Origin of the sequence: Kosakonia sp. S57, from assembly GCF_016516575.1 — a bacterium.
Classification (GTDB): Bacteria; Pseudomonadota; Gammaproteobacteria; order Enterobacterales; family Enterobacteriaceae; genus Kosakonia; species Kosakonia cowanii.
Window position 1 is genome coordinate 45621 of record NZ_JACVUL010000005.1, and the last position, 10154, is coordinate 55774.

The following is a 10154-nucleotide window of genomic DNA, read 5'->3' on the forward strand; positions in this document are numbered from 1 at the left end:
CGCCAAGGCGTCTTCCTTCCTTTACATCCAGGTTAATCAGGTCCCTAAATTTATGACTGATCAGTCACATCAGTGCGTCATCATCGGCATCGCCGGCGCATCTGCTTCAGGTAAAAGTCTTATTGCCAGTACGCTTTACCGCGAGTTACGCGAGCAGGTGGGTGATGAACACATTGGCGTTATTCCCGAAGACAGCTACTACAAAGATCAAAGCCATCTGTCGATGGAAGAGCGTGTTAAAACCAACTATGACCATCCGAGCGCGATGGATCACAGTCTGTTATTCCAGCATCTTCAGTCGCTTAAACGCGGCGAATCCATTGAGTTACCGGTCTACAGCTATGTTGAGCATACCCGCACCGCAGAGACCATTCGTATCGAAGCCAAAAAAGTCATCATTCTGGAAGGGATCCTGCTGCTGACCGACTCACGCCTGCGCGATGAGATGAACTTCTCTATTTTTGTCGATACGCCGCTGGATATCTGCCTGATGCGCCGCATCAAACGTGACGTGAATGAGCGTGGGCGCTCGATGGATTCGGTGATGGCGCAATATCAGAAAACTGTGCGTCCGATGTTCCTGCAATTTATCGAACCCTCCAAGCAGTATGCCGACATCATCGTGCCGCGCGGCGGCAAGAACCGTATCGCTATCGACATTCTGAAAGCCAAAATCAGCCAATTTTTTGAATAATACATGTTAGGCTGTCAAACTCAGTGTTAACTACCCGTCCCCTGAGGCTTTTTCAGGGGCGTGTCGCACCAAAGGAGAATGTGCCATGCGTCTTTGTGACCGCGATATCGAAGCCTGGATGAATGAGGGCCGACTCGCAATTAACCCGCGTCCGCCGGTAGAACGAATTAATGGCGCGACGGTGGATGTCCGTCTGGGCAACAAATTCCGCACATTCAGTGGTCATACCGCAGCATTTATCGATCTGAGCGGGCCGAAACAGGAAGTGACCGCCGCCCTCGATCGGGTGATGAGCGATGAGATTGTCCTCGCCGATGGCGAAGCCTTTTTCCTCCATCCGGGCGAGCTGGCGCTGGCAGTGACCTATGAGTCCGTTACCCTGCCTGCGGATCTGGTTGGCTGGCTCGATGGCCGCTCGTCGCTGGCGCGATTAGGGCTGATGGTGCACGTCACCGCGCACCGTATCGATCCCGGCTGGTCTGGCTGCATCGTGCTGGAGTTCTATAATTCAGGAAAACTGCCGCTGGCTCTGCGCCCCGGCATGCTGATCGGCGCGCTGAGCTTCGAGCCGCTCTCTGGCCCGGCCGAGCGCCCATACAACCGCCGCGAAGATGCGAAGTATCGCGATCAGCAGGGCGCGGTTGCCAGCCGTATCGATAAAGACTGAGCAAGTTATCTCTGCAGAGGACGCCATGAGAAGAGTGTTAACCACGCTGATGATTCTGTTGGTCGTGCTGATTGCCGGCCTGTCAGCGTTGGTGTTGCTGGTCAACCCCAACGATTTCCGTGCTTATATGGTGCGTCAGGTTGAAGCGCGTAGCGGCTATCACTTACAGCTTGATGGCCCCTTGCGCTGGCACGTCTGGCCGCAGCTCAGCATTCTCTCAGGGCGCATGACGTTAACCGCGCCGGGCGCGCAGACGCCGGTGGTTAAAGCAGACAATATGCGTCTCGACGTCAATCTCATACCTCTTCTCTCCCATCAGTTGCATGTTAAGCAGGTGATGTTAAAAGGCGCGGTGATCCAGCTGACGCCTGAAACCCAGGCCAAAGTGGATAAAGACGCGCCTGTCGCACCACGTGAAAACACGCTTCCGCAGGCGGAAGAGGATCGCGGCTGGTCCTGGGATATCGGCAGTCTGCAGGTAGCGGACAGCGTGCTGGTGTTACAGCATGAGAACGATGAGCAGATGACGGTGCGCGATATCCGGCTGCAGATGGAGCAGGACGATCAGCACCAGGCGGCGCTGGAGTTCTCCGGGCGCATCAACCGTAATCAACGTGATTTAACCCTGGCGCTGCGCGCGAATCTCGACGCGCGCGACTATCCACACAACCTCTCTGCGGTGGTGGATAGCGTCAAGTGGCAGCTGCGCGGTGGCGATGTGCCATCGCAGGGTATTGAAGGCGAAGGCGAGCTACAGGCGCAGTGGCAGGGCGACCAGCAACGCCTGGCGCTAAGCGCGCTGAAGCTGCGCGCCAATGATAGCGTCCTGACCGGAAACGGCAGCGTGACTTTTGGCACCCTGCCGGTGTGGGCGCTGGATTTGCAGTTCGATAATCTCAATCTCGATAATCTGTTGCCGCCGCAAAATAGCGCAACGGATAGCAGCGCACCGGATCAACAGGGCCAGGCGCAAAGCCGTCCGCCGCGTCCGGTAATCGCTAACAGCGCCGATGTGCCGCATTTTAATGGCCTGCGTGATTTCACCGCCCAAGTGGGGATAACCGCAAAAGCCGTGCGCTGGCGCGGGATGCAGTTTGCCGATGTCAGCGGCCAGTTCAACAATGACGCTGGCCTGCTCTCCATTCCGACCCTGCAGGGCAAAATGGGCGCCGGGCAGATCTCTCTTCCGGGGCAACTGGATGTGCGTCGCGATGCATCGCGGGCGGTGTTCCAGCCGCGCCTCGACAATGTTGAGATTGGCGACATTCTGAAAGCCTTTAATTATCCCATCGCGCTTACCGGCAGCCTCTCAATGGCGGGCGATTTCTCCGGCCCGAGTATTGATGCTGAAGAGTTTCGCCGTCTGTGGCAGGGCGAGGCGCACGTTGAGCTGAAAAATAGCCGCATGGAAGGGCTCAACTTCCAGCAGCTGGTGCAGCAGGCAGTGGCGCGCAGCACCGATGTGCAGACGCAGGAAAAATATGACACGGCGACGCGGCTCGATAGTTTCAGCAGCGATCTGGCGCTGAAAGCGGGGCAGATGACGCTGAGTAACATGCAGGGCAACTCGCCGCTTATTGCCCTCACCGGTGAAGGCAAAATGGATCTGGTGAAAGAGCAGGCGGATACCCGCTTTAATATTCAGGTGCTGGGCGGCTGGCAAGGGGAGAGCGAGCTTATCGACTTCCTGAAAACGACGCCAATTCCGCTGCGTGTTTATGGGCCGTGGCAGGCGCTCAACTACACCCTGCAGGTGGATCAGCTGCTGCGTAAGCATCTGCAGGATGAGGCGAAACGCCGCCTGAGCGACTGGGCCGATCGCAACAAGGATAAACAGAGTAGCAAAGATGTGAAAAAGCTGCTCGATAAGATGTGAGTTCAGCGCCATCGGGCGACATGCCTGATGGCGGCTGCGCCTTATCAGGCCTACGGCGATGGTGCAGGGTGAAATGCCTGATGGCGGCTGCGCCTTATCAGGCCTACGGGCGTTATGAGGGTTTTAAAGAACGCCTTCTAAGGCCAGATGCTGGAGCAGCATAATGGTTTTGCCATCGGCAATCTCTCCGCTGCGGATAGCGGCCAGCGCGTCAGTAAAGTTCATCTCTACCACTTCAATATCTTCTCCTTCCTCGATCAGACCACCGCCGTTACCGGTACGGCGGCTCTCGTCATATTCGGCGATAAAAAAGTGCAGCTTCTCACTGACCGAGCCAGGGCTCATCCAGGCTTCGAATACCTTTTCGACCCGCTCAAGACGGTAGCCGGTCTCCTCTTCAGCCTCCTGCTTTATGCGCGTCTCCGCATCCAGCTCATCCAGCAGCCCGGCGGCGGCTTCCAGTAAAAAACCTGCATGATTGTTCACGAACAGCGGTAAGCGAAACTGCCGGGTTAGGATCACGCTACGTTTACTGCGGTTGTATAACAGGATCGTTGCGCCATTGCCGCGGTCATACACCTCCCGGCTTTGACGCTGCCACTCCCCGTTGCGGCGGCGAAAGTCGAAAGTGTATTTCGTCAGCTTTCCCCAATCCTGCGACAGCGGGATCGCCGTGATAATGCGTGCTTGTGCCTGTTCTGTTTGCATAGATGCTCCTTTGTGCGTTTTCAGGCATCATATCGCGCGCAATCGTGCATAAACAAGAGATTTCGTGCAGCGAATCGTCAGCGAAGGCCTTGGCAATCCATGTAAAAGCGAGGAAGAAAAGAGGGGAGGGGTGAGCCGGGGCGAACCCCGGCTGGTTTACACTTCGTAGTCGGAAGGAGCGTCGCTTGCTATGGGGATAAGCTGCACTTTCTGCACCCGGTGGCTCTCGACCTCGAGGGTTTTGAGGCGGAAATCGCCAATCGTCACCTCTTCGCCAGGCGCGGGAATACGCTGCAGATGCTCCATCAACAGCCCGGCGATGGTGTGGTAATCGCGTTTATCATCCAGCGGCAACGGCACATACTGCACCAGATCTTCCAGCGGCATATGGCCGTTGGCGGTCCAGCTGCCGTCGCTGTTTTTCTGGATATCATGGCGGGCGTCAATCTCCTCCACCTCGTTGGGCAGGTTGCCGGCGATGGTCTCCATCACATCACTTAATGTCACCACCCCTTCGACCGAGCCGAACTCATCGACCACGAAAGCGAAGTGGGTACGGGCATTGCGGAACTGCTCCAGCGCTTGCAACAGCGGCAGCCCTTCAGGGAAGACCAGCGGCTGGCGCACCAGCACACGCAGATCCAGCGGTTCGCCATGCAGGGACTGCTGCAACAGATCGAGAATATGCACCACGCCAAGCAGCGACTCCTCCTGCTCGCCGCCGGTCACCACAATACGGGTGTGCTGGTTTTTATCCAGCAGGGCACGCACCTCTGCTTCCGGCGCGTTGAGATCGATATGTTCGATATCGTGACGCGAGGTCATGATGCTGCTCACCGTGCGCTGATTGAGGTTCAGCACGCGCTCAATCATCCGCCGCTCCTGCGGATTGAAAATCTGCGCATCGTCGCTGTCGCGCAGCATCGAGGCGGTTTGCGCATCCAGCTCCGCGTCCTCTTTACGCCCGCTGAGCAGACGCATCACCGCTTCGGTGGTGCGCTGGCGCAGCGTATGGTTGGCAAACAGGAAACGGCGGCGGTTAAAGATAGCCAGCTGATTGAGGGACTCAATCATTACCGAGAAGCCAATCGCCGCATAGAGATAGCCTTTCGGAATATGGAAGCCAAAGCCTTCCGCTACCAGGCTAAAGCCGATCATCAGCAAGAAGCTGAGGCAGAGGATAACAATTGTCGGGTGATTATTGACGAAGCGGGTGAGGGCTTTGCTCGCCAGCAGCATCAGTGAGATGGCGATAATGACCGCGGCCATCATCACCGCAAGATGATCGACCATGCCGACGGCGGTGATCACCGAGTCGAGAGAGAAGACCGCGTCGAGCACCACGATTTGCGCGACCACCGCCCAGAATTTTGCCCCGCGCCGCTGGCTGGGGTTGTCGCTGTCTTTCCCTTCAAGCCGCTCGTTCAGCTCTACCGTGGCTTTAAACAACAGGAACAGGCCGCCGAACAGCATGATGAGATCGCGGGCGCTAAAGCTTAAACCGCGCACGGTGAAGAGCGGTTGCGTGAGCGTCACCAGCCACGAAATGGAGGCCAGCAGCACCAGGCGCATCAGCATAGCAAGGATTAAACCCGTTACGCGGGCGCGGTCGCGCTCTGCAGGGGGAAGTTTTTCCGCCAGGATGGCGATAAAGACCAGGTTATCGATACCGAGCACTAACTCAATGACCACCAGTGTGATCAGCCCGGCCCAGATTGATGGATCAGCAATCCACTCCATTGTTAGCGTAAAACCTTATATAAGTTGAGCGTTGTGATGAGGAGATCATGGGTAACTTTCAGCACGAATGCAATGCCGCCTGCGATTAATCTTATTTAATAAGATATTTAAGAGTTATTTAATTACATTCCCGCACGGTGATTATGTTTATTTGTTGCTGTTTAAGGTGCGAATTTAGGAACTATCGTATGGGGCAGGCTGCATCCCTAAGTTGTCAATATAAGTTAATTCCTAAAAACCTGAAAACCTGACGTTAATATTATTCTTAAAAAAGCTTCTGTCAGGAGATGCCGCCTTGCCTGCCTTTGGCTTAGCTGCAACAATTCCATCGGCATCTTTCAAATATACCTGCGATGTTAATTTCCGCGTTGTTATTCGATGCGGAAAAGGATACCCGCCGTATTTAGTGCGCGCCGCAGCTGGCGCCCTGACGAGGATGTAAAGGATGACTATCAACGACATATCGATGATCAGTGCATTGGTAACTGGAAGCCAGGGGCGGTAGCATGCCTGTTGGCATGACTGCAGCCGGATTATTCTGTAATGTCATGGGGTTGGATAAATGCTTTTTAGGACTGATGCTAGTTATATTCCTGGTGAATTAACTGCATTCTGATTCTGTGTACTGCTTGAGCGCTTATTTAAATCGCACAGGATAATTACTCTGCCATAGTGATAATTAATCAATGATGAAATCTAAAATGAAATTGATGCCATTATTGGTGTCCATAAGCTTAATGAGTGGCTGCACCGTATTCCCGGGTAGCAATATGTCAACATCGGGAAAGGACGTGATTAAACAGCAGGATGCTGACTTTGATTTAGACAGTATGGTGAACGTTTATCCATTGACCCCGCGTCTGATTGAGCAGTTACGCCCACGCGTAAACGTTGCTCAACCTAACATGTCGCTGGATCAAGAGATCTCCTCTTATGAATACCGCGTTGGTCCAGGCGACGTCCTGAGCGTCACTGTGTGGGATCACCCGGAATTGACCACTCCTGCCGGTCAGTATCGCAGCTCCAGCGATACCGGTAACTGGGTGCAGCCGGATGGCACCATGTTCTACCCCTATATCGGCAAAGTCCGCGTGGTGGGTAAAACCCTGGCCGAAATACGTAGTGATATTACCAGCCGCTTAGCCACCTATATTGCCGACCCGCAGGTGGACGTTAATATCGCCGCGTTCCGCTCGCAAAAAGCCTATGTCTCTGGCCAGGTTAATAAATCAGGCCAGCAGGCGATCACCAACGTGCCGCTGACCGTGCTTGACGCGATCAACGCCGCGGGCGGTCTGACCGATCTTGCCGACTGGCGCAACGTCGTGCTGACCCACAAAGGCAAAGAGGAGCGCATTTCTCTGCAGGCGCTGATGCAAAACGGCGACCTCAGCCAGAACCGTCTGCTCTATCCGGGCGACATTCTGTTTGTTCCGCGCAATGACGATCTGAAAGTGTTCGTGATGGGCGAAGTGAAAAAACAGAGCACCCTCAAAATGGACTTCAGCGGCATGACGCTGACCGAAGCGCTTGGCCAGGCAGAAGGTCTCGACCTGACCTCCTCCAACGCCAGCGGTATCTTCGTCATCCGTCCGATCAAGAACGGCGAGGGCGGTCGCGGCAACAAGATTGCCAACATCTACCAGCTTGATATGTCGGATGCCACGTCGCTGGTGATGGCCACCAACTTCCGCCTCCAGCCTTATGACGTTGTTTATGTCACCACCGCACCGGTATCGCGTTGGAACCGTCTTATCAACCAGTTGCTGCCAACCATCAGTGGCGTTCGCTACATGACGGATACGGCCAAAGATATTCATACGTGGTAACAGGCATGTTCAACAAAATTCTGGTGGTTTGTGTGGGGAACATTTGTCGTTCCCCGACAGCGGAACGGCTACTGAAAAAATACCACCCCGGGCTCACGGTTGAGTCCGCCGGGTTGGGCGCACTGGTCGGGCATAGCGCAGATGCCAACGCCACGGCCGTGGCGGCAGATAACCAACTCTCGCTGGATGGGCATGTCGCACGCCAGATCTCCGGGAAATTGTGTCGTGAATTCGATCTGATTCTGGTCATGGAGAAGCGACACATCTCCCGCTTGTGCGAACTTACCCCCGAGATGCGTGGAAAGGTCATGTTGTTTGGCCACTGGGATAACGAACGGGAGATCCCCGATCCGTATCGCAAAAGTCGCGAAGCTTTTGAAGCCGTTTACACCTTACTTGACCAGTCTGCCCGCCTTTGGGCGCAGGCATTGCAAGCTCAGCAGGGATAATAATGACAGAGAAAACACACCATTCGCATTCTGCTACGTCGGCAGTGGGCAATGACGAAATCGATATTGGCCGTCTGCTCGGCACAATCATTGAGGCTCGCTGGTGGGTGCTGGGCATTACCGCGCTATTTGCCCTCGCCGCGCTCGTTTACTGCATGTTCGCCACGCCCATTTACAGCGCCGATGCGCTGGTGCAGATCGAGCAGAATACCGGCAGTTCGCTGGTGCAGGATATTAACAGCGCGCTGAGTAACAAACCGCCGGCGTCAGAAGCGGAAATTCAGCTGATCCAGTCCCGTCTGGTGCTGGGCAAAACCGTTGACGATCTCGACCTCGACATCTCGGTGGTGAAAAACACCTTCCCACTGTTCGGCGCCGGTTGGGATCGCCTGATGGGGCGGCAGAATGAGACTGTTAAGGTCACCTCATTCGAACTGCCGAAAGGGTGGGCGGATCAGACCTTCACCCTTAAAGTGCTGAGCCCGAAAACTTATCTGCTGAGCAGCGACGGTGGGTTTGAAGCGCGCGGTGAAGTGGGCAAACCGTTGAGCAAAGAGGGCGTCACCATGATGGTGAGCGCGATTCAGGCCTCTGACGACAGCGAGTTTACCGTCACCAAGTTCTCGACCCTTGGCATGATCAACAATCTGCAAAACAACCTGACGGTTGTGGAGAACGGTAAAGACACCGGCGTGCTGAGCCTCAGCTACACCGGCGAAGATCGCGACCAGATCCGTGCCATTCTCAACAGCATCACCCGCAACTACCTTGAGCAGAATATTGAGCGCAAATCGGAAGAAGCGGCAAAAAGCCTGATCTTCCTCGATAAGCAGCTACCGGAAGTGCGTCATAACCTCGACGTCGCGGAAGATAAGCTCAACGCCTATCGTCAGACGAAAGACTCCGTTGACCTGCCGCTTGAAGCGAAGTCAGTGCTCGACTCGGTGGTCAACATTGATGCGCAGTTGAACGAACTGACCTTCAAAGAAGCGGAGATCTCCAAGCTCTACACCAAAGCGCACCCGGCGTACCGCACGCTGCTGGAGAAACGCCAGGCGCTGGAAGATGAGAAGGCGAAGCTCAATAAACGCATTACGGCCATGCCGCAGACGCAGCAGGAAATTGTGCGCCTGACCCGCGACGTTGAATCTGGTCAGCAGGTCTATATGCAGTTGCTGAATAAACAGCAGGAGTTGCGTATCACTCAGGCGAGCACCGTGGGCGATGTGCGCATCGTTGACCCGGCAATCACCCAGCCTGGCGTGCTGAAGCCGAAAAAAGCGCTGATTATTCTCGGCAGCATTATTTTCGGTCTGATTATCTCCGTCGTTGGCGTGCTGCTGCGTTCCCTCTTCAACCGCGGTATCGAAAGCCCGCAGGTGCTGGAAGAGCACGGTATCAGCGTCTATGCCAGCATCCCGCTCTCCGAGTGGCAGAAGGAGCGTGATAACGCGCAAGTCGCCAAAGGCGCACGCCGCTTCAAGCAGAGCCAACTGCTGGCAGTGGGTAACCCGACCGACCTGGCGATTGAAGCGGTTCGCAGCCTGCGTACCAGTCTCCACTTCGCCATGATGCAGGCCAACAACAATGTGTTGATGATGACCGGGGTCAGCCCCTCCATCGGTAAAACCTTTGTCTGTGCCAACCTTGCGGCGGTTATCAGCCAGACCAACAAGCGCGTGCTGCTGATCGACTGTGATATGCGTAAAGGCTACACCCACGAACTGCTGGGTACCGACAATATCAACGGTCTGTCAGATGTGCTGGCAGGGAAGGGCACCATTGAAAGCTGCGCGAAGCCGACCTCTATCAGCAACTTCGACCTGGTTCCGCGTGGTCAGGTGCCGCCTAACCCTTCTGAGCTGCTGATGAGCGAACGCTTTACCCAGCTGATTGATTGGGCGAGCAAAAACTACGATCTGGTACTGATCGATACCCCGCCAATCCTCGCGGTGACCGATGCGGCTGTAGTAGGTCGCCACGCGGGCACCACGCTGATGGTGGCGCGTTACGCGGTCAACACCCTGAAAGAGATCCAGACCAGCCTGAGCCGCTTCGAGCAGAACGGCATCCAGGTGAAAGGCGTCATCCTGAACTCCATCTTCCGCCGCGCTACCGGCTATCAGGATTACGGCTACTACGAGTACGAATACAAGTCCGACTCGAAATAACAAGACTTATACCTCTACCC

8 protein-coding genes are annotated in these 10154 nt (G+C 55.4%); 6 read left to right on the forward strand and 2 right to left on the reverse strand.

What is annotated here, in order from left to right; translation table 11 throughout:
• The first annotated feature begins 52 nt into the window (after window positions 1-52).
• From udk to asmA, 3 genes are all read left to right on the forward strand, one after another.
• A complete protein-coding gene (gene udk, locus IAE48_RS06275; RefSeq protein ID WP_023479149.1) occupies window positions 53-694 on the forward strand; it encodes a uridine kinase in 642 nt (213 codons plus the stop codon).
• Between the two features lie 85 nt (window positions 695-779).
• Window positions 780-1361, forward strand: a complete 582-nt coding sequence (gene dcd / locus IAE48_RS06280) for a dCTP deaminase (protein ID WP_023479188.1) — start codon at window positions 780-782, stop codon at window positions 1359-1361.
• Between the two features lie 25 nt (window positions 1362-1386).
• Entirely contained in the window at window positions 1387-3237 is a 1851-nt protein-coding gene (gene asmA, locus IAE48_RS06285) for an outer membrane assembly protein AsmA (protein WP_200133829.1), read from the forward strand.
• A gap of 123 nt (window positions 3238-3360) precedes the next feature.
• On the opposite strand, the gene IAE48_RS06290 is transcribed toward asmA, so the two are convergent.
• On the reverse strand, window positions 3361-3945 hold the full coding sequence (locus IAE48_RS06290; protein WP_200133830.1) for an NUDIX domain-containing protein: 585 nt from the start codon (window positions 3943-3945) through the stop codon (window positions 3361-3363).
• A gap of 156 nt (window positions 3946-4101) precedes the next feature.
• A complete protein-coding gene (locus IAE48_RS06295; RefSeq protein ID WP_200133831.1) occupies window positions 4102-5685 on the reverse strand; it encodes a TerC family protein in 1584 nt (527 codons plus the stop codon).
• Window positions 5686-6371: 686 nt separating this feature from the next.
• Between IAE48_RS06295 and IAE48_RS06300 the strand changes: the two genes are divergently transcribed.
• From IAE48_RS06300 to wzc, 3 genes are read left to right on the forward strand one after another with little or no spacing between them, the layout of a single operon-like run.
• Window positions 6372-7514, forward strand: a complete 1143-nt coding sequence (locus tag IAE48_RS06300; RefSeq protein ID WP_023479113.1) for a polysaccharide export protein — start codon at window positions 6372-6374, stop codon at window positions 7512-7514.
• Between the two features lie 5 nt (window positions 7515-7519).
• The gene (wzb, locus tag IAE48_RS06305; RefSeq protein WP_023479231.1) at window positions 7520-7963 is read left to right on the forward strand and encodes a low molecular weight protein-tyrosine-phosphatase Wzb; all 444 of its coding nucleotides are present in this window, start codon (window positions 7520-7522) and stop codon (window positions 7961-7963) included.
• 2 nt (window positions 7964-7965) lie between these two features.
• Window positions 7966-10134, forward strand: coding sequence for a tyrosine-protein kinase Wzc (gene wzc / locus IAE48_RS06310; protein WP_200133832.1), 2169 nt, complete (start codon window positions 7966-7968; stop codon window positions 10132-10134).
• Window positions 10135-10154: the final 20 nt, after the last annotated feature.